We start from the raw sequence: 26,376 nt of genomic DNA, 5'->3' as shown, positions 1-26,376 counted from the left end.
GTCTTTCAAACGTTGTCAATCTGCGCAAGGTCCAGTTGCAGCTGCCCGAGCTGGAGTTTGTGAGCATCATCGGGCAAATTACGCAAGGCACCATAAAGTCTGCGCCGTCCTGCTGGCGTCAGATCCTTCTCGAGTTCATCGGCGAGACGCAGAAAGCGCAGTTCGGCTCGCCCGAGGAGTCTCTGGATTATGTTTCCGACCTTTCTTTGCCGCGCCTGAATGATGCCGGTGTCAACCGCCTTGTTCAGCGTTGCCGGAGACCGGCCCAGGACATACCCGGCCTCGCTCAGCGTGAAATTCTGACTTTGAGACATGTTCCGCGCCACTAATCTATCCCAATGCAGGGGTGAATTAGTGGAGGCGCAAGGCCATAGCTTAAAAGGGGAACGCGCGCCGTTGCGGGCAAGCAAGCTTCCTAATAGTTTGGCACACCCCAGAACACCGGCCTCGGATGAGTTCTTTTATCTTATCCCCCCACGCGCGAAAGCTTCCGCGTCCCCTCACTTCCCGGACGCCAAGTTCAGCGACGAGATCGAGTGCCGCTCGATGGCTCACCGTCAATTCCATGATGATCATCGACGCGGATCCGATCGGTCGGACGCTGATCGCATCACGTTTTCAACGCCCCTTTGTCGCCTCGCGAACAAGACGCAGGTTCATCTTCTCTACGAAAATGCCATCTTCATCTTCTCCTCATCCACAGCGTCGGGACCGCCAACATAGGGCGCTCCATAGTCGCGCCCTGCCGGCTTTCAACGTCCCTCGGGGTGGCGTTTCGCGGGGAGTTCCTTCGGCAGAGACAGGCAAAAGGCCCGTTTCCTTTCGTTCAATGGCTGGGAACGCGGATGTGCAGTGGCTAAGGCCCTTTCCAGCCGTCCGGTACCGGCCCTCGCTTTCGGCAAGAAGCTGGCGTCTTCGTGGTTGTGGGTTGCTTCGGACGTCTGCAAACCATCATTGCAGAATCACCGCATGTGTGATGCATTTCCACTTATGCGGGAGCGTCGCTCCTTTGGTAGTGGGCCTATTGTGACATACGAAGAATTTTTGCGTATCGTGGCGCGGACCGGCGCCATCGGAAGGCTGCCGAACTCGGAGCAGCGCGTCTGCCTTGAGGCAGATCCTACAATTCCCACAATGATCGTTGCTGGTCCGGGAAGCGGCAAGACCACGGTTCTGGTGCTTCGCGTGCTGCGGCACATCGTTGTCGATCATCTGCGTCCTGAGCAGATTCTCATCACCACGTTTACCGTCAAGGCGGCGCGGGAGATACGCAGCCGACTGATCGAATGGGGTGAGGCCTTGTTCGAACAGGCCAGAACCGAGCCGATTTCGCAAACCGATCGAGAATTTCTGGCGCATGTGGACATCAATCGCGTGGTCACCGGAACACTCGACAGCGTCTGCCAGGAGGCTCTCGGTTCCGACCGGCATGCGGATGAGCCTCCCCTCGTCACATTGGAGAGCTTTGCCGCCAGCGTCATCCTGCAGAGACGCGGCGGGCTCGGCGCAAGCTTCCGGAACAATCAAGCCGTCCTCGGGGCATTTCTGTCTCCCTTCACGCTGGGTGACGACCCGCCCACCACGCTGGCTGAAGCGGCCAACACCTTGGTGCCGATCATCGACCGTTTTATCCAGGATCGGGTGGACGTGGAGAGTTTTGGCGCTGCCGACCAACCGGAGGCTCACCGGATCGTCAGGGAGATCGACTCGACATATCGTCGGTATCTGCGCGAGAACAACTTGCTGGATTTCTCCGGGCTGGAAGAGGCCTTGCTCGAGCGGCTTCGAGCCCGCCTGATACCAATTTTGCTTGCGGATGTCAGGGCGGTCCTCGTCGACGAATATCAGGATACGAACGCCTTGCAGGAGGCGATTTATTTTGAGCTGGTTGAGGCGTGCCAGGCGTCGTTTACGGTCGTGGGCGACGATGACCAGAGCCTTTATCGATTTCGTGGCGCAACGATTGAACTGTTCCGTGCTTTTATCGACCGATGTCGTAACCGCCTGGGCAGAGCCCCAGCAGGTCCGCTTTATCTCATCGAAAATTACCGTTCGACGGACGAGATCGTCGCCTTCTTCAACGCCTTTGTTCGCACCGACCCGAACTTCGGCCCGGCCCGCATCCAGCCGCCCAAGCCCGTGATCCGATCGAACAATGGCCAAGGCCAAGTACCGATTCTGGCGATGTTCCGGCCCGATTCCCAGACACTCGCCAACGATCTAACCGACTTCATCGAAGCTGTCTTCCGTGGCAGCGGCTATCGCGACCCTCAAGGCCGGCTGATCAACGGTTTGCGGGGGAACCGCGAAGCCGGGGATTTGGGCGATGCGGTTTTCCTCGCCTCCAGCGTGCTGGAAATGCAAAAACCGTATTTCGGCAATCCTCCGAAAGCGCGTTTTACCCACCATCTGCGCAACGCCATGGCAAGCCGCGACATGCAGATGTTCAACCCACGCGGCCGGTCGCTACGCGACATCGAGCATGTCGAACAACTTCTGGGGCTGGTGCTCCTCTCTATCGATCCGCCCGACCGGCCAGGAGGAAGCCTTTACTCTTCGATGGCGATTACCAATGTCGCCAAGTTCTTCATGAACCGATGGGTTGCGGCAGCACGACAGTTTCTGCAAACGAATCCTCCGCCAGTCTATGGCCGAACCCTGGCGCAAGAGATGTCTGAGTGGCGCGACTATTGCCTGCGCGGAACCGGCGATAAGGCATCGAGCCGCGACTGGCCGTTCCTCGACGTCATCTATGGCTTGATCCCATGGCTCGACTACTTCGAGATCGACCCGGAGGGCCAAGTCTATCTGGAAGCGCTGTCGCGCGCCGCCGGACAGGCTGCCGGCTTCTCCGCCTACCGCAGCAGGCTCGTGCGACCGCAAAATCCAGGCTCACCAAACGATCACGGCCGTCTCAGCATCGAGGCGATCATTCGCGACGTATTGACGCCGCTCGCCGAAAACGTGATCGACGTCGACGAGGAGATCATGCCGAGTGTTCCTCGCGATCGATTGAATGTGATGACGATCCACCAGGCCAAGGGTCTCGAGTTTCCGCTCGTTATCGTCGACGTTGGTACCGACTTTACGACGAATCATCCCAAGAACCGCTTCCGGCGGTTTCCGGAACAGCCCTCCTCCACGGCAATGATTGAGGACCTGCTGGCGCCGTTCACGCCTGACCTCGGCGCCCTGCGCACGCAGCGCAATGGCCTGGACAGAAGTTTCGAGGACTTGATCCGTCTGTACTATGTCGCCTTCAGCCGGCCGCAGAGCGCGCTGATGCTCGTCGGATGCGACAAGGCCCTCAAGTGGACCAACAACATCAAGAACGTCGCGCTTGGCTGGCGTCAGGACGAGAGTTGGGCGTGGCGCGACCAGTCACCGCAACCGACTGGCCGCCGGCTGCCGGCAATGGTCAGCCCGCCGAATCTGCTTTTCGTGTGAGGAACGAATGGAACTGCCGATCAAACGTCCGGACCGCATCATTCCGGACTACAGCCTTACCGGTGACGTCCTGTCATTTTCGCGCTGTCAACGCAGCTACCGCTATTACAACGGCTCCTCCCTTCCGCCGTCCCGACCCGTGCAACTCTGGTATGGAGAATTTCTGCACGGGATGATGGAACGAACGTATCGGCTTTGGCAGGAAAACCAATCGCTGCCGTTCCCGCTTCACTGTACAATCCCTGAGGAAGGGGAACGTCCCGACGAACCGGTGGGCCTGCCCGCGCTCGACCTGCGCGTGATTGGCTGGCCGATCGAGCAGGCGCTTGCCCATCAGGGCAAGTTCGCCCGTAGTTCCGACGCGCGGATATCGGCTTATGAGCGCGCCGAAGCAGTGATCAATCAGCTCGGCCCGCACCTTTTTCCCTTGGTGGACGTTGCAGAGCGAAAGGTGATCGGCACCCGCCCGCTTCTGCCCGGTCAGAATCCAAATGTCGAGCGCGCCACCCGCTACATCCTGGAAGGGATCATCGACGTGCTCGGCCATACGCAACTTGATGATCAGCCGGAAGGCAATCCGCTGAAAGCGGCCATTGTCGCGGCGCAGCCGGACCTCAACGGAGAATACGAGATCATTATCGACTACAAGGGATCGCGCCGCCCGCCGGTCGACACTGACGAGCGAAGCGATTGGCAGTTGGGCGAGTGGCAGGTGCAAACCTATGCCTGGCTGAGGTCGCAGCAACCGGAGGCAAGGCCTGTCGCCGCCGGCATCCTTGTCTATATTGGCGAATTGGCGCCGGGCACAAACGAACTCTCAAGCTTGAAACGCGAAATGCGTCGCGGTCGAACCGATGTTGTTCCCGCCAACGGCACGCCGGACTACTATCAAATCAATGCCTGGGAACCCGGCCGTCAAGTCAATCTTTCCGGCGATTTCAAGATGAGACGGGCGATCCGAATAATTCCGGTCACACAAGCATCGATGCAGGCTGCAACAGCGGCGATCGACCGCGTGGTTCGCGCGATTGAAGACAGGGTCGTCGACGAACGCACGAGCAACCATATTCGCCAAACCTGGCCCGCCGACAGTCAGGACGAGGCCACCTGCGTTGCCTGTGACTTCAGAGTCTCCTGCGAGCGCTATAACAGTCGCCCCTGGCCGCAATCCGGTCAATAGGTGTCAATCGGCGTGCAAAATTGGCTCTGACTCATTTTTGATGCAGTTGTAACGATGCTGCGTTGCTGGTTTCCACAAAGGAATCAGCATGATGAGCACGAAGCTCTGCGCTTCTGATTTGGTCCCGGCTGGCTTCATTGCTGAACGCATCACGCGCGTTGGCGATGAGACCTGCATCCTGCTTTCCCGAACCAGCGCAACGGCGGCTTGTCCAGCGTGCGGACGAATGTCTCGAACGGTCCGAAGTCGCTATTGCCGGCAGGTCGCGGACCTTCCCCTATCAGGAAGGCGCGTCAGGCTTCTCGTGCGCACTCGGAGGTTCGCTTGTGATGCCGTGCTTTGTGGGAGACAGATATTCGCCGAGCGGTTCGGCGATGTACTGCCGCCTTATGCCAGACGAACCGGACGCCTCGAGCATGTTGTCCATCACTTGGCCCTCGCGCTTGGTGGACGCCCGGCGGCCCGTTTTGCCCAACGTCTGATGGTTCCCGTCAGCAACGACACCTTGCTGCGCGTCATCCGCAGGCAAGGCCTTCCGCCATCAGCCCCACCCTCGGTGATTGGCATCGATGATTGGGCCTGGCGTCGCAATCATCGCTACGGCACGATCGTGTGTGATCTGGAACGGCGGCGGCCGGTCAGTCTGCTGCCAGACCGCGAGCCAGCGACGGCGGAGGCTTGGCTGCGGCAGAACCGCCAAATCCAAATCGTTGCCCGCGACCGTGGCGGCGCTTACGGGCTGGCGGCCGCAAGGGCGTTGCCTGATGCCGTGCAGGTCGCTGATCGATGGCATTTGATGGAGAATGCCAGCCGTGCATTCCTGGACGCGGTCCGCAAATCGATGCGGCAAATCCGCAAGACGCTCGGCGCAACGCGCGTCGATCCGAAGCTGCTGACTGCGGCCGAACGCCTTCAATACGAAGGCTATCTCCGACGGGAACAGACCAACGCGGCCATCATGGCGCTGGCAAAGGACGGCATGACGATCAAGGAAATCGTGCGCCGCACCGGTCATAGCCGCGGCTTGGTCCGCCAGGTGCTCAGAGGGCAACGAAACGATGTCTTTCGGTCCCGAGAAAGTTCGTTGGAAATGTATCTGGAATGGCTCGACGCACAATGGGCTGCCGGCAAGCGGAACGGCACTGAACTATGGCGGCGTTTGAGAACACAGGGCTTTCGCGGTTCGCGCCGAGTCGTGAGTGAATGGGCCACACGGCGGAAGCGGGCCGACAAGGCGGATGCGGAATCGTTGACCCGCACTCCCTCCGCCAGGACCATTGCTCGCCTCTTAACAACCAACAGAGACACCCTGACGAAATCCGAAACCGTCACCATCGCCGCGATCGAGAGCGGCGTCCCGTTGCTCATTGCGGCTCGAGAGATCATTACCGACTTCCATCTGATGGTTCGGCGCAAAATGGAAAACCAGCTCATGCCGTGGATCGACCGCGCCCGAGACAGTCTGGTCGCCTCCTTTGGCAATGGCGTAGCGAAAGACATTCAGGCGGTTCGGGCGGCGATCGTCTCACCATGGTCCAATGGGCAAACCGAAGGGCAGATCACCAAGCTCAAGCTGGTAAAACGCCAAATGTACGGACGCGGGAAGCTCGATCTTCTTCAAGCCCGGCTGATCGGTGCGACATGAGATTAATGCACCAAATCTGCGTCAGAGCCAAATTTGCACGCCGGAACACACAATAGGCGTTTGCGGCTATGCGGCAGCAGAGGGAGCCACGAGAAGCGTGCCCCACTTATAGCGACTGCGCGGCCGTGTTGATATTCCGCGCAAGCGTCTTGGAAGCGCTGATTATCTTCCTCCGGATTCAGGAGAACGACGCGGCCTTCGACCTCCTTTACCTGAGCAGACTTGTCCTTCCGCTCGCCAGCACCTGTCGATCACCCTGCCGGATGAGCGGGCGGCTATAGTCAAAGCCCCCAGGATGATAAGCGCTCCGCCTGCCGAGATCCAACCTAGATCGCTCAGGTCGAACGCAAGCGTCGCATGAACGAACCACCGTCGCCGCAGCCCGCCAATTGCGGGATTAAATGCGCGCCATTGTTCCAGCTCAGCGACAACTGCGGAGAGCCAGGTATGGTCCCATATATAGTTCTCCCATGCGGTGATGGGACAATTCCGCAGTTTCCTTAGCAGGAATTAAGGCAGTCTGCAGTTTTTGGGTTGACGCTTTTATATCACCGCAGTTATTCCATGACCCAAAATTGTTCCCTGCAATTCGGGGCGGCTACGCACATTGGTACGATGATGCATTTGATCCTTACGACGTGCACGAACCGAAAGCGATACGATCACAGTCCCGCCCTCTCCGCGCGCGCGCTTCCATGCGGCAGCCTCCAAGATGTGAGTGAGGAATGGAAAGCTAGGGTATTGGCGGCCCCGCAAGTCGCTTCCGCCGGAGATCTCTACTGCGGGCGTTCTTTTTCCGAGACGACCGCGGCAGCCGGCGAAATCGGAGCGCAGCTTTTCATAGCGTCTGCGGGGCTAGGATTTTTGACGCCTCAGCAGCCCGTTCCGTCATATAACCTGACCGTTTCAAGGGGAACGCAGGACTGTATCTTGGATCGCATCACACCTTCCGCCTCGGAGGCGGAATGGTGGGGAACGCTTGTCGATCAAAATGTGATACGGCGGACACTTCGCTCGGCGGATGGGCTGATCCTCATCGCTGTCGGGAAAGCGTACCTTAAAATGCTTGTGCCGATTCTTTCAGACCTGCCGCAGGAGACCATCGATCGTCTGCGGATTTTCGTCGGACCGGACGTTTCTATGCTGCCAGCACGTCTTATGGCTCAGACCCTGCCCTACGATGACCGACTGGATGGCCCGGACAGTCCGATCCGGGGAACAAGGATCGATTTCGTGTCGCGGGCGCTTCACCACTTTACCAAGACCGTTATGGACCAGCATCCGACGGCGCCGGTTGCGAAACAGGCAAAACACGTCGAAGAGTTATCACGACATTGGGGCCGTCCCAATGTCCGTCCTGGTGCTCGTCGTTCTGATGCAGAAATCAAGGCTCTTCTGCGCCAGCACTGGGAACATACAGGCGGTCTGTCGACGAAGCTTCTCCGCGTTCTTCGAGATGAACTGGCCGTTGCTTGCGAGCAAAAGCGCTTCTCCCGCCTGGCCTCTGAGGTCCGGAACGAGGAGATGTCAACATGAGTATTGAAGATAACCTCGTTGTTCGCGCGGTGAAGACACAGCAGGGCGACGGCATCGATGTCTACGCCTTCTTTCTCTATGGCTCTGACCTGACCCGTATTGCCGACATCAGCCGCATTCACAGGGATGAAAAGGAGTTGAAGGGCTTTCAGCGCAAGGAGATCCGCAATCACGTCAATTCCATCGTCGAATTTCTCGACAGCGGTCCGGTGCTGTTTCCGAACGCTATCACCCTTGCCCTTTCGCCGGAGATCCACTTCGAACCCTCGCGCGGGCCGAAGCCCAACGGTCTCGTCGACGTCGGTTTGTCGGGCACACTGACTATTCCATTTCGAAGCGAGGGGGATCGGGCCGCCTGGATCGTCGACGGCCAGCAGCGTTCGCTCGCTTTGGCCAAAGCAAAGAACAGCCGGTTTCCGGTGCCTGTGGTGGGGTTCGTGTCGAGGGATCTGCAAATCCACAGAGAGCAGTTCATCCTGGTCAACAAGGTGAAAGCGCTAGATGTTCGTTTGATCAATGAGTTGCTGCCTGAGGTCGGTTCGCTTCTTCCGAAGGATTTGGCGGTGAACCGTCTGCCCAGCGAACTATGCAACCTGCTCAACAGACAGCCGAAGTCACCATTCTACAAACTGATCAAGCGTGCCTCAGATACCGGCGATGACGCCAGTGTGGTCAGCGACACGGCATTGATATCGGCGATCAAACAGAACCTGCGCCCACCGCTGGGAGCGCTCAGTCAGTATAAGCACTCGCCCGAGACAGCAAACCCTGACGCCATGTACGAGACCCTGGTGCTTTACTGGTCGGCCGTTCGAGAGATATTCCCGGAGGCCTGGGGCAAAAGCCCGACAGAAAGCCGTCTCATGCATTCCGCCGGAATAAAGGCCATGGGGGCACTGATGGATCAAATCATGCTTCGAGCCGACAGTTCGGAAATGCCCGATGCCGAAATTCGCGAGTCCCTAAAACGCTTGGCACCGCATTGCTGCTGGACCGAGGGCGTTTGGGGCGAGCTTGGCTGGGCGTGGGACGAGATACAAGGCACGCCCCAGCATATTGCCAAACTTGCCGATCATCTGATCCAACTCGATCGTAAGCTGTCGAGGCCAAGTCGATGAAGTTCATATTCGCCGACAGCCTCGACCACGTAGATCCCGGCTATGACTTTCTTCGGGACCGATACGCCGAGGCGCGGGTCCCTTATTGGGACGACGTATACCCGCACGAGATCATGGGCTACGCACCTTATGACGGCATGCTTGTCTCTCGCGGCATCGTCGGTGGCGCAGTTGTTGGCGGCAAGTACACCGAAGCCCAAGCGATGCGTTTTCGCCGCGTAGGGGCGCGCGAGTTTCTGCGGCTTGATAAGCCGGCGTTCACCAATCTGCCCATCTTCGGCGACTGCGGCGCCTTCACTTATCATAAAGAGGACCGCCCACCTTATACACCGGAGGATACCGCCGAATTCTATGACGACGGCCGGTTCACCCACGGCTGCTCGGTCGATCACATCATCTTCGACTTTGACGAAAGCCTTTCCGCTTTCGACGGCGGCACCGATAACGCGCGCCATCGCTTCGACATCACGTTGGAAAACGCCGCTGAATTCCTGAAGGCAACGGCGCACATGTCGCGCCGGTTCACGCCCTTGGGCGTCATCCAGGGATGGTCTCCGGGAAGCATGGCTGAAGCTGCACGCAGGCTGGTTGCCATGGGATATAATTATCTAGCCCTCGGCGGAACGGTTCCATTGAAGGCAGCGCAAATCAAAGCGTGTCTTCGCGCCATCCGCGATGTGATCCCGTCGAACGTTCGCCTTCACATCCTCGGATTTGCGAAGGCCGACGAGATCGAGACCTTCCAGCCATTCAACATCACAAGTTTCGACACCACCTCACCGCTTATTCGCGCCTTCAAAGACGCCAAGTCGAACTACTATCTCCCGACACCAAGTGGGGCATTGACGTACTACACGGCTATTCGCGTTCCGCAGGCGCTAGAGAATCCGAAGCTGCAGCGCCTGGCGAAGCAAGGCGCGTTGAACCAGGAACAGTTGGTTTCCATGGAGCACCACGCTCTAAATGCGCTGCGGGCCTATGATCGCGGAGGGGTCGAATTGGAGGAAACTCTTGACGCTGTGCTCGCGTATGCCACCCCGGCATTGATGGGAGCGCCGATTGGCGATCTTCCGGGGGTAAAGGCTGTCGAGGAACTGCGGAGCCGCTACAGGCGCACGCTCACTGACAAACCGTGGAAGATGTGCGGATGCCCCATCTGCACATCGCTCTCCATCGAGGTTGTGATCTTCAGGGCAAGCAATCGGAACAAGCGACGGGGCATTCATAATCTCGGGGTCTACGAAGCCCTTGTCCGCAATCTACCATGCAGAAGTGAATTTGATGACGATATTCAGGTTTCCGGCGATCAAGGCGCGGCAGAGCGATCAGCACACGGTGGTGTCGTTTGCAGCCCTTGCCTCTGAACTCCAGCAATTTGCCTTCATCGAGCGTGTTGCGCGCGACAGCGGCGGCCGCCTGAGCGGTTTTCAGCGTCCGCAGATCGCCGGGCATATCCGGGAGATCCGTGACTATCTGGAAAAGTCGGAAGCGATCTTGCCCAACCCGATCGTCGTCGCTTTCACATCAGGCATCGAGATCGAGGAAGCGGACGAGTTCGGGCGCTGTGTGGTCAGGATTTCCTTGCACGACGGTCCTCCGGGTTTCGTCGTCGACGGTCAACAACGACTGAGCGCCCTTTCGCAGCTACCCGATAAGGATTTCCAGGTGTTCATTTCCGGTGTCGTCTGCGAAGACGACGCCGAGCTTCGCCGGCAGTTCGTGTTGATTAACAACACGCGCCCCTTGCCGAAGTCGCTGATCTATGAGCTTCTTCCAACCGTTGGCGGCCTGCCAAGACGTCTTGGCGATCGCGCCTTCGCCGCGGAACTTTCGGCGCGGCTGAACTTCGATGGAAATTCGTCCCTCAAGGGAATGATCCACCAGCATACCAATCCTGCCGGCATCATTCGTGATACCGCCATTCAGCGCGTCGTCATGAATTCGGTGACCGACGGAGTAATGCGGGAAATGATCCGTGAGCCGAATGGCGAGGATCTCTGCTTCCAGGTGATCGAGCAGTTCTATGCCGCCGTGAAGTATGTCTTCAAAGATGACTGGAAAAACCATACGCCGAAGACATCCCGCCTTGTTCATGGTGCCGGCATCATGGCGCTGGGCTACGTGATGGAAGTCCTGGCCCTGCTCGATGGCGCACGAACGTGGCAGGCATTCTCGAAAGGCCTGGCATGCCTCCTTGGCAGGACAGCGTGGACGTCCGGAGAATGGGAGTTCGGTCCAGATGATCACCGTCATTGGAAATCAGTGCAAAACGTCAATCGCGACATTGTCACCCTGGCCCAGTATCTGATTACGATTGTGCGTGCCGATGCGAAAGCGCGTCGGGCAGCCCTCACTGAACCGCCGGACGGTTCACCGGAGGCACCATGACCTATGCAGTGAAGGAACTGTTCAAAACCCTCCAGGGAGAGGGTGCACAGGCTGGGCGGGCGGCAGTTTTCTGCCGTTTCGCGGGATGTAACCTATGGTCTGGTCGGGAGGAAGATCGAGAGAGGTCGATCTGCCAATTTTGCGATACCGACTTCATCGGCACGGATGGCATCGGCGGGGGTAAATTTGCGCACGCGGCAATGCTTTCCGCGGCGATCGAAACGACTTGGGGACCTGAAACGCGCGGACGCTTTGTGGTGTTCACCGGGGGTGAGCCACTGCTGCAACTCGATGCGGCATTGATCGAGGCCGTTCACGCCGCTGGATTTCAAATTGCCGTCGAGACCAACGGAACGATCGAAGCTCCAGCAGGGCTGGACTGGATCTGCGTTAGCCCAAAGGCAGGCTCCGAATTGAAACAGCGGCATGGAAACGAGTTGAAGCTTGTCTATCCACAGGTTGGTGCCGACCCGGACCAGTTCACGGACCTTGCCTTTGACCACCACTGGCTTCAGCCGATGGACGGGCCCCGGCGGCAGGAGAATACGGCATTAATCGCCGCCTATTGTCTCGACAACCCGCCCTGGCGCCTGAGCCTCCAGACGCACAAGATGATTGGTATCCCATGAAGATCACGCAAGCCTTTACATTCGAAGCAGCACATCGATTGCCGAAGGTTCCGAGCACTCACAAATGCCACCGGATGCACGGCCACTCCTATCGCGTAGATGTCCAACTCTCAGGGAACGTCGATCCCCACACAGGTTTCGTGATCGACTTTTTCGACGTCGAACGCGCTTTTAAGCCGCTACTGGAGCAGTTGGACCACCATACCTTGAATGACATCGACGGGCTCGAAAATCCGACGGCTGAAAACATCGCCATCTGGATCTGGGAGCGCGCAAAACCTCTTCTGGCGCAGTTGTCATCGATCAAGGTCTTTGAAACTCCTTTTTGCTGGGCGGAATATGATGGCGACTGAACGTCAGGAAGGTGCACTGGTCCTTTTCTCCGGTGGTCAGGACTCCACCACATGCTTGGCGTGGGCACTCGATCGCTTCCAGCGCGTAGAGACCGTTGGCATTGACTACGGTCAACGGCATAGAGTGGAGTTGGACTGCAGAGCCAAGCTGCGGACTGAACTTGGCAAGATTAATCGCAACTGGCTAAACCGCCTCGGTGACGACCATACGATTTCGCTTTCGGCGCTCGGTGAGATCTCGGACACGGCGCTGACCCAAGACATCGAAATCGAGATGGCGAGCACCGGAGTGCCAAACACGTTCGTGCCCGGACGTAATCTGATGTTTTTGACATTCGCGGCCGCTCTTGCTTATCGCCGCGGGCTGAAGCGCGTCGTTGGCGGCATGTGCGAGACGGATTTTTCCGGCTATCCCGATTGCCGTGATGACACGATCAAGGCGCTTCAGGTAGCTCTCAATCTCGGAATGGAGAGCCGCTTCGTGCTGGAGACGCCTCTCATGTGGATCGACAAAGCCGCGACCTGGCAGCTTGCAAAGAACCTGGGCGGGCAGCCACTCGTCGACGTGATCATTGAAGATTCTCATACATGCTACCTCGGTGAACGCGGCCATCGGCATGACTGGGGCTTCGGATGTGGTGTGTGCCCCGCATGTGAACTGCGCGCGAACGGCTACAGCAAATTCATCGCCGAAGACGCGGGCGGAACGGAGATTCCCAATGGCTGAGCCAGATCGCACACGCCGCATTGAAGGCGCAGTGTTTCTGCTTGCATTCACGGCCTGCATCCCTGCCGCGAACTTCATGATCGGGAATATTGGCACATTCTGCGTACCGAATGGGCCCTGCCTGATACCGGTCGGGTTTGGACTAACTGCTCCAAGCGGTGTGCTTCTTGTAGGCTTGGCGCTGGTTCTTCGCGACCTGGTGCAAAGACGCCTTGGCTTGATGTGGTCTGTCGGAGCAATCCTGATTGGTGCAATTTTGTCCACCACATTCGCGGCTCCGAGCCTTGCGGTCGCCTCTGCTTCGGCATTTCTTGCTTCGGAACTTGCCGATCTCTTTGTGTTTACACCGTTGCAGCGCAAAGGATTGATTGTGGCGGCGCTCTGCAGCAGCGTTGTCGGATTGATCGTCGATAGCGCGATGTTCCTTTGGCTCGCATTCGGTTCGCTCGATTTCCTGACGGGCCAGATCCTGGGAAAGGCGATTATGGTTTTCGTCAGCCTTCCCTTCTTGTTCTTGCTTCGCAAACATGACCGTAAACGGGGGCTCTATCCTGCATGACCAAAATCAACCCTGAGGATCCAGTCGGACCTTTTCAAGCAATCTGGCATGCGCTGCGCGGGTATCCGTTCGAACATTACCCGCAGGTTTCGCAGGACGGTGTTGTCAAACATCTTGAGACCGGGTTGGTGCTTGAACGGGCGGGCCGCGAACTGTCACAGTTGAAGACCGCGGTTGGCGGCGATGCTCTCGAAGCACCGCTAAAACTCGCTCGTCAGTCTCTCGACGAGGTTAAAGCGTTGACAGACTACCAAGACGGTAAGGCGACCAGACTGCTAACGATTGTCACGTTCCTCAGCGCCTTTTCCGGTGTCCTTTTTAACCGGTTCTCTGACACCTATCCGCTGCAATTCTTTCTGAGTGGCTTGTCCCTCGATAACGCGTCGACCTATAAGACGGCGCTCGTACCTTTGTCGTATGTGCTGTTCGCGGCATTTGGGCTGTTGGCTGCATCAGGCGCGCTGGTGACGTTTCATGCAATCCGTGCTCGGTTTAGATATCCTCGGGTTGCAAGTGAGAAGGGCAAGCCTAAATCGTATGTATTTTTCAAGCCGATCGCCGAGGTCTCGCCAGAAGATTGGAGCAAGGCTTTTCTTGCTCCTGAGAATCCAGGGAAGTTAAACGAAGAACTACAGTTAAACTATCTTAAGAACTATATCACTGAGGCCTACCTGGTCGCGACCAAGGTCGCCGACAAGCTGCGCTATCTAGAACCCGCGCAGCAATTGCAGTCTTGGGCAATCAAAGCACTGATCTTTTGGCTTCTGGCGCTGACCGTCACATTTATCTTTGTAAACCCGCCACAAAAGGATTCTAATGGTGTGATTCGAACGGCCATAGCCACCGACTGTGCCGCAGGTCAAAAAGATGCCCCACTCATCCCTAGCCAGCACTGCAGATAGGTCTCGCGACCGCACGACTCCAGTTGTATGCCTGGATGCTGATAATACGTTGTGGGACACAGACGGAGTGTTCGCGGCAGCACAGCTTCGGCTGCTGGCAAACGTCATCACTGCGACCGGCATTGACATGGCGAAAGAGGATCGGTTGGCGTATGTGCGAGAGATCGACCAGGAGTTAGCATCGCGCCATCACCTTGGTCTTCGATATCCTGCGCGTTTGCTGATTGCGGCGCTCTGCCACAGGCTGCTCGGCAATGAGCCGGACGTTGCCGCCCGAAAAACCTGGAAGGATCCTTCTACAATTCCCGTGGCGAAAGAAGTCGCCGAAGAGATTGAAAACCAATATCTTTCAGATCTCAGCGTGACGCCAAGACTTTTACCAGGAGTGCATACGGGGCTGGAACGATTACACCATGCCAACGCTATCCTCGTTCTCGTCACGGAAGGCGGGCGCGACCGCGTTGGAAAGCTGCTTCGAGCAAACAAAATTGCCAGGTATATCAACCGCGTTATCGATGCGCCGAAGCGCAAAGAACTGTTCGTGCGTTTAAGACGTCTCTTCGGTTCTAATGGCTCTGTTTATATGATTGGCGACCAAATAACCCGTGACATTCAACCGGCCGCCGAAGCCGGCCTTCGAACCATTCATATTCCAGGTAAGTTTCGGCCGATCTGGGAGACCGGCGCTGCCGCTCCGACAATGCAGGAAGCGAGTACCTTCGAAGACGCCGCGAACGCGGTTCTTGCGCGTGCCTGAGGCTCTACCGCTGCCTTGTCCTATGCTTTAGACGACTGATCCTCGTCAGGAGGCGAACCTCTCGCCGCGCTATCTCTGCGTCGATCGCAGTACGGATAAAGCTGAGCCTGCCCTCGCCGTTTCGCAGGTGTGCTCTTTTTGCGGCCCATGGATAGCCGGATCGCACGCACCCCCCAATGGAGTCAATATCGCCTCTTTTTCGTGTACATGTTATTGACTGCGTATTCCGGTGACGTCGGACGGCTATTCCAATCTGAAGCCGGACAGCCGGTGTGTCCTTGGGTCTTATGGGTTGTGGATCGCCGTCAACAAACCCGGCGATGTATATGTGGAACGGTTTGGCGCCGATTACATGGAGCTTTAATCGTCGCCCTGATGGGTGATGAAATCCAGAACATCGGCGAGCGTATCCAGATCGTCTTGCCGCCGCGCGGCACCCGAAGGTGGCTCGATCTCGATCCGCAAGCAGGTGGTCAATAACTTCACGCTCGAGGAGTATCGCGACAACGGTTCGCTCGATAAGGTCTCTGTGGCCGTCGGCGGCCTCAAGCGACATCGATCGCGAGCTGATAGGGCATCTGCGCGCAAATCGGATAATGCTGTTCACCTGATCGCGTCGAGGGGCGACCAGGGGCGCAGCGGACGTGACCATTCCCGCCGCTTTGAGAGCCGCTGTTCCATATCGAGGTTCTGTTCGAGGGTGGAAACCCTTGCGTATCCGGTCTTCTCGCCCATCATACCCCGTTGCGTAATGGAGCATGCTTATGCAATCCTGCCCGGATACGCGGCTCACTGATTTCATTGCGTTTTCTGCGGCCTGTGCAACGCGTGCATAAACGATCGTTGCGCAACGCTCAAATGCGCGTAGTATCCTCACGCCCGAGAAGCAGCGATTAGGTGTATGATGAAGGCGATCTGGCCAGAACCTTCGGACCCGGAAAGCATGATGGAAGCCGCGATTGACCTGTTCGGCGACGAGGCAGCGACTGCCGTGGCGCATTGCGGTCTTGAGGCCTGGACCGACGGGCGAGCAGACGATTTCGCATTCTGGGTCGACATTTTCCGCAGTCTGACTGGGGTGCCTTCGGCCGGCGCCGGAAATTAAGCGACCGGTCGGTGCGGCGCCTGTCCGTCGATAGCCATTGATTTTGCGCGATGCAGGCTGCTTCGGCTTCTTGCGTTGCAGCGCCCGCGGCATTATATCCGTTGTAACTTGTTGCAGCTGCGTATGTGCAGAATATCTAATTGAGCTCGATTAGGTCTGATTGGCGCGCGTTGCGTCTTATTAGCGTCCATTTCCTGCGGCGTTTATCGTTTCGTATTGACTTGTGCGCATGCGTGGCGCATACATAGATTACTCCGGCGTGACCGATTAGATATTATGGTTGCGCCGGCATACAAAGGGCTCCCGCGGGAGCCCTTGCTACTTTTAGGGTTGGGGGATCTTTGGGGCGCTCTGCTATTTTCGTCGACGCGCTATCTGTTCGCGCAGGGGAGCACTGCACTCACCGGTAACAAAGTCGCTAGGGCGAAGTTGTCACTCTCGGCGAGGTCAGTCATTGAGGAACTGAAGGCGTTCTGTTCCGCGAAAGCCCCTACTGGGTCACTGCTGCGCATTTACTGGTACAATGGAATAAGACCAGGTGCAGCGATGAGCGCTGATCAGACTGCAATCGCCGACATGGATGACATCAAGTTGCGCCTCGGTTTCATTAATGGGCAGGGGCAGCAAAAGGGCGTGGATTCGCTTATCGTGACTGACTTGATAGAGTTGGCACGGCAAAGGGCTATCTCTGAGGTGGTGCTGCTGTCTGGCGATGAAGATGTCCGAGTCGGCGTGCAGATTGCTCAGAACTATGGGGTTCGGGTTCATTTGCTGGGCATTCATCCAGCGCGAGGATCGCAGTCGCCGACCCTCAGGCAGGAAGCCGACACCACCTCTGAATGGGACAAGCTCACCGTCGAAAAGTTTCTGTCGCTGCGGTCCGTTCACCAGCCTGCAATGACCGCTATAGCGGCATCGCCCGCCAAAGCGGCGGTACCCGCCGTAGAAACTGCCGATGATGATAGTGGACTTATCACTGCTGCCGCGTGCTCTTTCGTCGCAGATCTCCAAGAGGCCGACCTTCAGGCAATTGAAATCTTCTGGAAGGATAACAGGGGAGTTCCCCCCGAATTCGACGGCAGGCTCCTGGCCCAGACGGCTGAGAAGATCAGCAGGCGTTTAGAGAAGGCCGAGATGAGAGTACTCCGTTCGCGGTTTCGAGAGGAGGTCTTAAAGCGACGAGAAGGGTAGAGTTGCCTGCTGAGAATATCACTGTGAATAAGCAGAAGGCGAAAATGTAGGTGTGTTCTGCTAGATTTAATACTCACACGGCAAATGCATCATCCGCGCCACACAATACCTCTGGGCGAATTTCTTTGCCTGCATCATCAAAGGCATAAAGAAGGGATACTCGGGCACCGTTCCAAACGTAGCGGTAATGGACTGTCTGAATCGTTCGGCCAAGAACGTCGCCTCGGAGTACCGCAATGCAAATGGCTGAGGGCCGCTCCGGCGGATGATAAATCACGCCGTCCGCGCCTTCGGGCACCGAACCTCCCAATCTCCAGCGTTCCTCGCACGATAGATCGATCGGATACTTTCGAAAATCGATGAACCGCCCGCTCACCGGTGTCTTGAGCAATCGCATATCGAGGCCGATTGGCGCTTCCTTGGTTCGCGACAAGAAGGCCTGACGACGCTCGACAGACATAGCGAGGGCGGTCTGACGATCGTCTGCCAATTCGAGTGCCGGGCGACTACCGTCAAAAAAGCGGCTTCCCTCCGGGTTCAGGTACTTGAAGGGAGCCAGGTTCCAGTTCTGCAGCCTCGGCGCCCTCGGATCGGTATGAGCGGATAGCAGCCGGCTCTCCGACTGGAGACGCGGATTCGTCTTGTTCTCTATTTCGACAAGTGCCTCGATCTTGTCCTCGCTGACCAATCCTTCGTACACCGCGACTGGCGGGAACCGTGACGGGATTAGTCGATAAAACTCGTCCTGGATGGCGACCTCATCCATTTGTCACCCGCCACGCTGAGCATCGAGGTACTGGCGCACTCTGTAGATATCGACAACCCTCCCCTGCAGCATGGTGTCGAGTGCGCTTGCTCCATCGAAGAAATCGTTGGGTCGGCGAATCCAATCGTCGGCGCGCTCCTCTATCGTGAAGAGAATTCGCAGTGCCTTCCAAATGCTGAGAATGTGCGACAGGCGCTCAACCGTGTCGGCGGGCAACGTGCCGCCCTCCTTCTTCCACTTGAAGAATGTCGACCGACCTGGAGATCCCAACAGCTTGATCTGATCGTCGACAGACAGACGCCACCGGTCGGCGATGCGGAAGAACGCTTCGAGTTCTGCAGGGACCCGAGCAGAATCGCTGCTTGGAGATGACCCTCGAACTGGTTCTGTCATAAAAATCTGCTCCTAAGTCCAAGTGTGTACTTGAACAACGAATGAGTCCATTCTTATATAATCCATATCTGGACTCATCCAGAATTTTAATCCGGAATTGCGCCCCGTCAAGAACGGAGGCCTGTATTGTAAGGAGATACTCATGTCGAATACGAATAAGCCGGGCCGGGAAGGCCATCCTGAACACCCCGACGTTCCGAAGGGGCCGCCCAGCCATACTCCGGGTCGCCCCGATGGCCCGCCGGTGCCCTCTCACCCCCCGTCCCACCGGCCGGTCGGCTGACGGAGGTGAACGTGCTGAAGCGCGGCTCGGATCAGGACAATTGGTGGCAGGCCTACCCTGGCTTGTATGCCCGGGAGCTGGCGGCCTATGAGGAACATCGCGCATCTTACCGGCCGTTGATCCAACAGGACGGCACCCTAATCCTGGAGGTTCTGTGGCCGATGGAGAGTGGCGAGATCATCCGACTCAACGTCGGGTACTCGCCGCTGCATCCGTTCTGCCGACCTTTAATATCCGCGCCTGAACTGCAACTCGAGCGACATCAGAACCCCTTTACGAGGGATTTGTGCCTCCTGACGCAGGACTCTGCCCAGTGGCACCCTCATCAAAAGGTCGCCGATTTCATAGCAGAGCGGTTGCAGCAGGTGCTGCAGGTCATGAAACTGCGGCGGAAAGAGCAGTGGAGTGAGGCTGCCAGCCTCGAAGAACAAGCGCCCGACCCTGTAACGCCATATCATATGCACGTTGCAGAGGACTATTCGGCCGTTTTCTTTGATGGGCAGCAGCCCGTTCCAAATGCGCCCCTCGGAGCCGCAGTTTTCCTGCTCCAGGATCGGTTGGAGCGAGGAAGGTCTCCACCCTTTCAAGCCATTCTGAGCAAAGTGGAGCCATTGAGCGGCACTTGGATGGCGACGCCCTTTGATCTCCCGAAACGGGCCGGCTCATGGAAAGAAGTCATCGGGCGCTGGGTACGCTTGGAGCCACCATTCCCCGAGTCGCCGGAGGAGATTTTGGCGGCGGCCGAGAACGCGATCGAGCGACAATCGGCCCTCTTCCCCGCTCACCTGAAGAAGCTCGGGAGCATCGCCGACAACGATCTATCGATTACCGCCGTGGTTTTTCAGGAGGAGCTTTCCTACGGTCCTGATAACAAGGGCAACGGTTGGTTCTTTCTCGTCAGTCGACGCGTGCCTGGCAACCGCCGTCGACAGGTTTCTTTGGTGCGCGGATACCGTCTGTCGAGCGATATGTTCTCGCGCCTGCCGGTCGCGAGTGCTTTGAAAAGCAAAAAGGTTGTTCTCGTAGGGTGCGGAGCCATCGGCAGTTTCGCTGCAGTCGAGCTTGCGCGCTCAGGCGTCGGTCAGCTGACGATCATCGATTTCGATCTTGTCGAGCCGGGCAATACGGTCAGATGGGCGCTGGGTCGTTCGGTGTGGGGCCTGCCAAAGACGGCCGCGCTGCACGATTTCCTCTATCACAACTACCCTTGGACAAGTGTCGTACGCGGGCACGCCAAAGTGGGCTCAGCAATCTCGAACGTGGACGACGTCCGCAAACTCGAGGGGAATCCCATGCGTCAGCTTCGAGCATTGATCGAGGAAGCCGACATTGTGGTCGACACATCGGCCTCGACGGAATGCCAGGGCGCCTTGGCCGACATGTGCCGTAGCATAGGAAAGCCGTACGTACTCGGCCACGCAACAGAAGGCGCGGTCGGAGGCGTTGTGGCGAGATTCAAACCGGGAGCCCCGGGTTGTTATGTCTGCTTGCAGCAGCATTGGTCCGGCAAGACGCTCCCGCTCCCAACTATTGACAGCTCGGGCACGATAGTTCCGACCGGCTGCAACGCGCCAACGTTCACCGGAGGCGCCTTTGACCTGCAGGAAGTGTCGATGGAAGTTGTACGCAGCACGATCGGACTGCTCGCCCCGGACGTGTACGATTCGGGTGACTGGCAGCTTTCCATTCTTGATCTGACCGAAAATGGCCGCCGCATTCTCCCGCGGTGGAAAGCCGAGACGATCGCACCACATTCGAGCTGCAGCTGCGGGGCGTCACAGGGATGACAATTTGGTTGGGGCGCGACGCAGCTCAAGTAATAATCGAACAGGCCAACATATTCTTTCCGCTCGAGACCGGCGGTGTTCTCCTCGGTTGGAGAGATGGCGAAGATCGGGTTGTCGTTGATATTGTAGGTGCTGGCCCGAAAGCGCTGCATGGCCGCCATACTTTCATTCCGGACCACTCATGGCAGGTCGAGCAGATAGACGAAGCGTTCAGGAACACCGCGGGCGACCTCGACTATCTTGGGGATTGGCATTCCCATCCGGCTGGGGTCGCCGCAATGAGTTCCGAAGATCGATCCACACTCAGACGCATTTCGCGACGAGTTCGCCACCCTATAATGGTGATCGCAGCTGGCCGGAATGCGAATTGGACATTCGGAGGTTGGATGCAGTTGCGGCCGCGACTCTTGCGCCGTTCCGTCGCGGAGTGTCAGCCAATTCAGTACTTTGCCGTGCCTTCTGAATGGCCGCGAGCTCCTATTTCAGGCGAGTGACGAGCATCCTCGGTTCTCCCGCTCAGATGACAAGCCGCGCCGCCCTACCCGCCTTGCGTTCGGCGTCGTTGTAGAAGCTGGCCGCCTGGGTACCTACTTGTGCAGCGACTGCTGCATGGCGGATGGCGGAATGCCGCGGTTATCCAAGCTCCCTCGTTCCGCTCACTGATCACTCTATGGCGCCGTTCCTTTGAACGTCAAACAACAGACACCTGCTGTCCATTCTGTCGTGTCCGCGACACGGCGCCCGCCAGCGTAAATTCCTGCCATCACGCACGCAGTCTTTGAACAATTTGCAGAAAGTGTCTTCCGATACATTTTTGCAAGCTGGCACAAATTTTGATGCTCGTCTGTCGCATGCGTCTGGAGATACCGACCCCTGTGGGGAGGGGATGACCTAGCGGTCGATGGAGAGAGGCAAAAAACAACATGTCCTCGTCAGCTCACATACGAGAAAGCGCGTATCAGGCTCACCACCTCTCCAAAATACGCCGGCCGTACTTTGAACCCGTCTCGGGGCGTCTGGCTGGAGGGTGCTTCTAATGAAACCGCGGCAAAATGAAATGAAGGTCATTGATCTGGACTGCTTTGATCGTCAGTTGCCTTTAATTTGTGACTTGGATGGCACGCTGATAAAATCAGACAGTCTTCATGAGAATCTCTTTGATGCCTTCTTCCATTCCCCGCGGCAGTTGCTTCGCACCATTCCAAACTGGTTCAACGGGCGCGCGGCCCTGAAGGAAGCTCTGGCGAACGTTCGTTCGATAGAGCCGCAGTCGCTTCCCTACCGCGAACAGATGTTGGAACTGATACGCCGCGCGCAATCTGCCGGGCGTGAAACTTATCTCGTTACCGCAGCTGATCAGAGCATAGCAAATGATGTCATTTCTTATCTTGGCAGTTTCGACGGTGCCAAGGGGAGTAATGGCTCGTTGAACCTCAAGAGCCGCCGTAAACTGCAATGGCTTCAGGAGAGCTTTCCCGAGGGCTTCATCTATGCAGGCGACAGTGCCGCCGACCTGCCGATCTGGGAGGCGGCGTCCGGAGCCGTTCTGGTTGGCAACGGAGTAAAGTTCGAAAATCAAGTCCGTGAGGCTGGCGTCAAGGTCAGGACGCTCAGCCCTGAAAAAAGATATCCGGTGAAGGATTGGCTTTCTGAACTCAGGATACACCAGTGGTCGAAAAATTTGCTGATCTTCTTGCCTCTTTTTCTCGGCCGCATTGTAGAGGACTTCCATGCCGTACTGAAAACGACCGCAGGTTTCCTTGCTTTCGGCCTGATTGTTTCGGCAAGCTATATTATCAACGATCTGGCTGATCTGGAGGCGGACCGGGCGCATGCGACCAAACGCTTCCGGGCAATTGCTGCAGGCCGGATCAGCATCATAAACGGCTTTTTGGCGAGTTTCTTGATGCTGGCAGCGGGCATTGGGATGGCTCTGCTTTTGGACCATCAATTCGCGCTAGTTGTTTCTGTCTATCTGGCGCTGACACTCGCCTATTCATTGCGCTTGAAGCGTGTTGCGTTACTCGATGTGACCGTTATTGGGGCGCTATTCACCTTGAGGATTGTCATGGGCCAGGTGCTGAACGGTCTGGCATTCTCCCCTTGGCTTTTGTCGTTTTCAGCAATGTTCTTCATTTCGCTGGCTCTGGCAAAGCGTCATGTGGAAGCAATGCGCGCGTGCTCAGTTGGGAAGGACGTCATCGAAGGGCGCGGATACTTGCCCGACGATTGGCCGCTCACATTAGGCTATGGTCTTGCTTCAACCGCGGCTTCGATCGTCATCATGCTGCTTTTCCTCGCACTCGAGCCCAGAGTGACGCAACTATATCACAATCCAGCATGGCTTTATGTTGCGCCGCTCGGCGTTTCCATTTGGCTGCAAAGGATATGGCTCCTCAGTCATCGCATGGAATTGCACGACGACCCTATTGTCTTCGCGCTCAACGACAAGACCAGCTGGTTTGTCGGCGCCCTCATCGCATCGGCATTCCTGATGGCGATGTGAATACAGCGAACGCCAATATGCAAGAATTAACCCCTATAACCTTGAACGCACCCCTCGTACTCCTAACTGGAGCTGCCGGCTGGTTAGGCGGGCGGGTGGCGGCCGCGTTGACGACGGGGCTGCCGGATGCAGGAGTTCTCGCAAACGGCGGCTTCCGGGTAAGGGCGCTCGTGCCTACGGGAGAAGACATATCGCCGTTGCGCGAACAGGGCCTGGAAATTGTGGCGGGTGACATTCAGGAGATGCAATCCATCCGTGCATTCGTCGCCGGCGCGGAAGGCGCCATTCTCATTCACTTGGCAGGCATCATTCATCCAAAAAATGTTGCCCAGTTTGAAGCGATCAACACACAGGGCACGATCAACCTGGTTACGGCAGCGCAAAAGGCAGGTGTGCGGCGCGCGGTCGTCATGTCGTCGAATTCGCCGGTCGGATTCAATCCTCACTCGGACCACAGATTCACGGAGGAAAGCCCCTATAACCCCTATGCGGGATACGGCCGCTCCAAGATGCTGATGGAACGGGCACTGCGTGCGGAAATGGCTGCTGACAGCCCTATGGAGATTGTCATCGTCCGCGCGCCTTGGTTTTACGGTCCCAATCAGCCTCCGAGACAAACGCTTTTTTTCAAGATGGTGAAAGAAGGCAAGTTTCCCATTGTTGGATCAGGGCGGAACCGCCGCTCCATGGGTTACACTGACAATCTGGCACAGGGCATCCTTCTTGCCGCAGTTCACGAGCGGGCGGCGGGAGATATTTTCTGGCTTGCAGACGAGACGCCCCACACCATGAACGAAATTGTCGAAGTCACTGGCATGGTCCTGCACGAAGATTTCGGCATGACGGTCAAGCCCAACACATTCCATCTGCCGGACATCGTAGGCGGTATCGCAACGATACTTGACACTACTCTACAGTATGCCGGGATCTATCACCAGAAGATCCACGTGCTGTCGGAAATGAACAAGACAATTGCCTGCGATATTGCCAAAGCCAGAAAAGTGCTCGGATACGCGCCGAAAATCGGCTTGCGCGAAGGCATGCGACGTTCGGTCGATTGGTGCCTCAAGAACGGTCAATCATTTTAGTTAAGCTTGCCGGGGGACTGGGAGACCGTCAGTGCTAGTCCAAACTTCTTCCATTATCTCCAGCGCGCTTGTTTCAAGTGCCATAGGATATGCCATAGGCTGGCCTGTTTCGAAGTATTTTGACAGCAATATCAGAATGCGCCTGCTTTTGTCGCCGGTCATCGGACTTGGGATATTCGGCGCCGCAGGCGTTTCCATTTTTCATTTTTTACCAATAACAGCGATCAATCTGATCCTGGTCGTCCTTAGTTTGTCTGCTATCGCTCTCTGGCTCTCGAAAGGCACCATAGACCCACTCCTGCGATCGCCTGCGAGTCCCGGCTTTTGCTGGTCAACTGTTGCGTTTCTCCTCTGCCTTTTGCCAACCTTCGAGATTATCCCGCAATATTATGGAGGTAGCGTCGGCGTCGGTCACCCGATCTGGGACCATGCCAAAATAGCGATCGTAAATGAAATAGCTCAAAACGGAGTGCCTCCCGCCAATCCATTCCATTCCGAAGCCGGATCTCCCAACACTCTAATTTACTACTACGCCTGGCACTTCATAGCTGCGTGTTCATCCGTCATAACAGGCGCAACCGGCTGGGAGGCCGACATTGCTCTTACCGGCATTACCGCGCTTTTCTCGACGTTTGTCGTAACATGGCTGGCTGTGGCGCGAAGCAGGAGTGCAAATGCCGCTTGGTGGGTACTCCCGCTCTTATTCGTCGGTTCGCTTAAGCCCATTGTGCGATTTGTCTGCGGAAAGTGGCTCGACAAATGGATGGCGCCCCAGCATGGCCTCCAAACTTGGATTATCCAGGCCCCCTGGGTACCCCAGCATGTATTTTCCGGAACGCTGGCCTTGATTGCCATCATGGCATACTTGCGAATTCTGTTTTCCGACGCCGGGCGCAATATGGCTCTGGCAATGTTTATGGGCGCGATTTTGGCTTCTGCTTATGGGAGCTCGATGTGGGCGGGCGGGCTATCGCTGCTTTTGATATTACCCATTGTGGGTGTGCTGTCAGTTTCACATGTGCTAAGGGCCAAACGGCTTCCGGAGGTTTTCATTTCACTTTCCGTCACAGTTGCTATGACCCTACTCTGTGCAGCCGTGCTTATTAGCGAACAGTCCTCTATATTACACACCAGAAAAGTCGTGGATTTTTGGGTTTTTCCGATTTTTGTAGGGGATCACTGGTTTTTGGACGTTCCAGGGTTCTGGCTTGTTCAGATCTTTCTTGAGTTCGGAATAATATATTTATCATTCATCATCTGGAGTTTTGCCCGGCCATCTGACGACATAAACCGATACGCGCACATTGACTGCGCTATATTTGTCTCGGTGCTGGCGCCGCTATTTTGCACGCAACTACTCCATAGCACAATTATGTATAATGATTTAGGATGGCGTGTACTCATCCCGTCGATGCTTGTCATGACTGCGCTGGCTGCTGGACTTTTCTCCACACACATCGGCAAAGGCACGCTAGTTGGGCGCATCACTACCATAACCGCAATTATGTTACTGACTCCCTCAATTTTGACTGGCGCTAAGTCTGTATATTCGAACACGTCCAAATTTCGAGTTGAAGGACCTGAGTCAGAGGAGGGCACTGCTTTCAAGGCATCTCCTGAGATGTGGAAAGCTGTCCGCGACGTAACGCCTCCGGATGAAGCTGTGGCCAACAACCCGCTTGATCTAGCAAGTATGACCTATGCACCAGGAAATATTTCCTGGGCAATTTTATCTCAAAGGCGACATTGCGGAACCACGCTAGATTTTTTGCGCGCCTATGCTGCTCAACTCACGCCCAAAGAAGCATCAGATGTCTATAATTTCTTCGTGCGTGCATTCGCTGGCCTAGCCACAGAAGACCAGCTCAGAGTTATGAAGGAAAAATATCTTTGTAGAACCCTTGTAGTCACTTCAAGAGACGGCTTGTGGGGCAAACCCGTGCTGGACAACAATTCAGTCTACAAGCTCATTTCCGAGAAAAAAGGCAAGTGGCGCATTTATCGATAATGCGCATC

Annotated in this window: 23 protein-coding genes and 2 pseudogenes; 20 read left to right on the top strand and 5 right to left on the bottom strand. The window is 56.8% G+C overall.

Annotated features, from left to right (window positions below; all coding sequences use genetic code 11):
• Nucleotides 1–5 precede the first annotated feature (5 nt).
• Complete coding sequence (locus tag CO676_RS36270) at nt 6–314, bottom strand: hypothetical protein (protein ID WP_245424422.1); 309 nt, start codon at nt 312–314, stop codon at nt 6–8.
• Between the two features lie 157 nt (nt 315–471).
• A pseudogene (locus tag CO676_RS36265) lies at nt 472–597 on the bottom strand (helix-turn-helix domain-containing protein); the annotation flags it as partial.
• A gap of 372 nt (nt 598–969) precedes the next feature.
• On the opposite strand from CO676_RS36265, the gene CO676_RS24360 reads away from it, so the two are divergent.
• Together CO676_RS24360 and CO676_RS24355 are read left to right on the top strand one after the other, a co-directional pair.
• On the top strand, nt 970–3,447 hold the full coding sequence (locus tag CO676_RS24360) for an ATP-dependent helicase (RefSeq protein WP_348628075.1): 2,478 nt from the start codon (nt 970–972) through the stop codon (nt 3,445–3,447).
• A 7-nt stretch (nt 3,448–3,454) separates the two neighbouring features.
• Entirely contained in the window at nt 3,455–4,627 is a 1,173-nt protein-coding gene (locus tag CO676_RS24355) for a PD-(D/E)XK nuclease family protein (protein ID WP_097522977.1), read from the top strand.
• 3 nt (nt 4,628–4,630) lie between these two features.
• Here the strand turns inward: CO676_RS24355 and CO676_RS35755 are convergent, their stop codons facing one another.
• Entirely contained in the window at nt 4,631–4,804 is a 174-nt protein-coding gene (locus CO676_RS35755) for a hypothetical protein (RefSeq protein ID WP_167549670.1), read from the bottom strand.
• Here CO676_RS35755 and CO676_RS24350 point away from each other — a divergent pair.
• The 14 genes and pseudogenes from CO676_RS24350 (at nt 4,746) to CO676_RS24280 (ending at nt 17,537) form a co-directional block, all read left to right on the top strand.
• Entirely contained in the window at nt 4,746–6,272 is a 1,527-nt protein-coding gene (locus tag CO676_RS24350) for an ISL3 family transposase (protein WP_244563664.1), read from the top strand. The genes CO676_RS35755 and CO676_RS24350 overlap by 59 nt on opposite strands.
• A gap of 564 nt (nt 6,273–6,836) precedes the next feature.
• On the top strand, nt 6,837–7,808 hold the full coding sequence (locus CO676_RS37040; protein ID WP_097522975.1) for a DUF6884 domain-containing protein: 972 nt from the start codon (nt 6,837–6,839) through the stop codon (nt 7,806–7,808).
• Entirely contained in the window at nt 7,805–8,926 is a 1,122-nt protein-coding gene (gene dbpB / locus CO676_RS24335) for a DGQHR domain-containing protein DpdB (protein WP_097522974.1), read from the top strand. The genes CO676_RS37040 and dbpB (CO676_RS24335) overlap by 4 nt, the downstream gene beginning before the upstream one ends.
• Complete coding sequence (dpdA, locus tag CO676_RS24330) at nt 8,923–10,290, top strand: tRNA-guanine transglycosylase DpdA (RefSeq protein WP_097522973.1); 1,368 nt, start codon at nt 8,923–8,925, stop codon at nt 10,288–10,290. Before dbpB (CO676_RS24335) ends, dpdA begins: the two co-directional genes overlap by 4 nt.
• Nucleotides 10,208–11,314 (top strand): DGQHR domain-containing protein DpdB, encoded by a 1,107-nt coding sequence (dbpB, locus tag CO676_RS24325; protein ID WP_097522972.1) that lies wholly within the window; start codon nt 10,208–10,210, stop codon nt 11,312–11,314. The genes dpdA and dbpB (CO676_RS24325) overlap by 83 nt, the downstream gene beginning before the upstream one ends.
• A complete protein-coding gene (gene queE, locus CO676_RS24320) occupies nt 11,311–11,943 on the top strand; it encodes a 7-carboxy-7-deazaguanine synthase (RefSeq protein ID WP_097522971.1) in 633 nt (210 codons plus the stop codon). Before dbpB (CO676_RS24325) ends, queE begins: the two co-directional genes overlap by 4 nt.
• Nucleotides 11,940–12,296, top strand: a complete 357-nt coding sequence (gene queD, locus CO676_RS24315; RefSeq protein ID WP_046118053.1) for a 6-carboxytetrahydropterin synthase QueD — start codon at nt 11,940–11,942, stop codon at nt 12,294–12,296. Before queE ends, queD begins: the two co-directional genes overlap by 4 nt.
• Nucleotides 12,286–13,023, top strand: a complete 738-nt coding sequence (gene queC, locus CO676_RS24310; protein WP_046118052.1) for a 7-cyano-7-deazaguanine synthase QueC — start codon at nt 12,286–12,288, stop codon at nt 13,021–13,023. Before queD ends, queC begins: the two co-directional genes overlap by 11 nt.
• Nucleotides 13,016–13,582, top strand: a complete 567-nt coding sequence (locus tag CO676_RS24305) for a VUT family protein (protein WP_046118051.1) — start codon at nt 13,016–13,018, stop codon at nt 13,580–13,582. The genes queC and CO676_RS24305 overlap by 8 nt, the downstream gene beginning before the upstream one ends.
• The gene (locus CO676_RS24300) at nt 13,579–14,484 is read left to right on the top strand and encodes a hypothetical protein (protein WP_046118050.1); all 906 of its coding nucleotides are present in this window, start codon (nt 13,579–13,581) and stop codon (nt 14,482–14,484) included. The genes CO676_RS24305 and CO676_RS24300 overlap by 4 nt, the downstream gene beginning before the upstream one ends.
• A complete protein-coding gene (locus CO676_RS24295; protein ID WP_097522970.1) occupies nt 14,450–15,241 on the top strand; it encodes an HAD family hydrolase in 792 nt (263 codons plus the stop codon). Before CO676_RS24300 ends, CO676_RS24295 begins: the two co-directional genes overlap by 35 nt.
• Nucleotides 15,242–15,533: 292 nt before the next feature.
• A pseudogene (locus tag CO676_RS24290) lies at nt 15,534–15,837 on the top strand (P-type DNA transfer ATPase VirB11); the annotation flags it as partial.
• Nucleotides 15,838–16,187: 350 nt separating this feature from the next.
• On the top strand, nt 16,188–16,346 hold the full coding sequence (locus CO676_RS24285; protein ID WP_245424420.1) for a hypothetical protein: 159 nt from the start codon (nt 16,188–16,190) through the stop codon (nt 16,344–16,346).
• Nucleotides 16,347–16,622: 276 nt separating this feature from the next.
• The gene (locus CO676_RS24280; RefSeq protein ID WP_245424418.1) at nt 16,623–17,537 is read left to right on the top strand and encodes an NYN domain-containing protein; all 915 of its coding nucleotides are present in this window, start codon (nt 16,623–16,625) and stop codon (nt 17,535–17,537) included.
• Between the two features lie 73 nt (nt 17,538–17,610).
• Here the strand turns inward: CO676_RS24280 and CO676_RS24275 are convergent, their stop codons facing one another.
• Together CO676_RS24275 and CO676_RS24270 are read right to left on the bottom strand one after the other, a co-directional pair.
• Complete coding sequence (locus CO676_RS24275) at nt 17,611–18,303, bottom strand: RES family NAD+ phosphorylase (RefSeq protein ID WP_097522968.1); 693 nt, start codon at nt 18,301–18,303, stop codon at nt 17,611–17,613.
• Nucleotides 18,304–18,306: 3 nt separating this feature from the next.
• A complete protein-coding gene (locus tag CO676_RS24270) occupies nt 18,307–18,696 on the bottom strand; it encodes an antitoxin Xre/MbcA/ParS toxin-binding domain-containing protein (protein WP_026616878.1) in 390 nt (129 codons plus the stop codon).
• Between the two features lie 294 nt (nt 18,697–18,990).
• Between CO676_RS24270 and CO676_RS24265 the strand changes: the two genes are divergently transcribed.
• From CO676_RS24265 to CO676_RS24245, 4 genes are all read left to right on the top strand, one after another.
• Entirely contained in the window at nt 18,991–20,766 is a 1,776-nt protein-coding gene (locus tag CO676_RS24265) for a ThiF family adenylyltransferase (RefSeq protein ID WP_245424416.1), read from the top strand.
• Nucleotides 20,767–21,802: 1,036 nt separating this feature from the next.
• A complete protein-coding gene (locus CO676_RS24255) occupies nt 21,803–23,272 on the top strand; it encodes a UbiA family prenyltransferase (protein WP_245424414.1) in 1,470 nt (489 codons plus the stop codon).
• A 17-nt stretch (nt 23,273–23,289) separates the two neighbouring features.
• Nucleotides 23,290–24,360: an NAD(P)-dependent oxidoreductase gene (locus CO676_RS24250; RefSeq protein WP_097522965.1), complete on the top strand. Its 1,071-nt coding sequence runs from the start codon at nt 23,290–23,292 to the stop codon at nt 24,358–24,360.
• A gap of 31 nt (nt 24,361–24,391) precedes the next feature.
• Nucleotides 24,392–26,368, top strand: a complete 1,977-nt coding sequence (locus tag CO676_RS24245) for a hypothetical protein (RefSeq protein ID WP_097522964.1) — start codon at nt 24,392–24,394, stop codon at nt 26,366–26,368.
• Nucleotides 26,369–26,376 lie beyond the last annotated feature (8 nt).

The organism is Sinorhizobium sp. BJ1, assembly GCF_002531555.1.
In the GTDB taxonomy this organism is placed as follows: domain Bacteria; phylum Pseudomonadota; class Alphaproteobacteria; order Rhizobiales; family Rhizobiaceae; genus Sinorhizobium; species Sinorhizobium fredii_B.
The sequence above is the reverse complement of the archived record's forward strand: the minus strand, read 5'-3'. Positions and strand labels throughout refer to the sequence as shown.